The organism is Campylobacter sp. S4:11 (assembly GCF_024723695.1).
Taxonomy (GTDB): Bacteria; Campylobacterota; Campylobacteria; order Campylobacterales; family Campylobacteraceae; genus Campylobacter_D; species Campylobacter_D jejuni_C.
This window is the reverse complement of sequence record NZ_JANQDC010000129.1, coordinates 1-236: the sequence shown is the minus strand read 5'-3', so window position 1 is coordinate 236 and position 236 is coordinate 1. Positions and strand designations below refer to the sequence as shown.

Annotated in this window: 1 pseudogene; it reads left to right on the top strand. The window is 24.2% G+C overall.

Annotated features, from left to right (window positions below):
• Positions 1-236, top strand: a pseudogene (locus tag CAMP5053_RS08540) (hypothetical protein); the annotation flags it as partial.

The window sequence follows — 236 nt, the reverse complement described above, 5'->3', positions numbered from 1 at the left end:
AATGATTTAAATAATGAATTAAGCAAAAAATACGAAAAAGAAATATTGGGCATGGGATTTGAAAAAAGAGGTAGTTATTTTGTGGATTATTTTGATTATAGTTTTAATTATAATGGGTTTTTTGAAATTAACAAATATAATGGGTCGTATTATGATGATTTAAACTTAGCCTCTAGTTTAAATTCACCTAATATTACTTACTACGATAAAAGTTCCCTGAAAAAATGTACACTAAA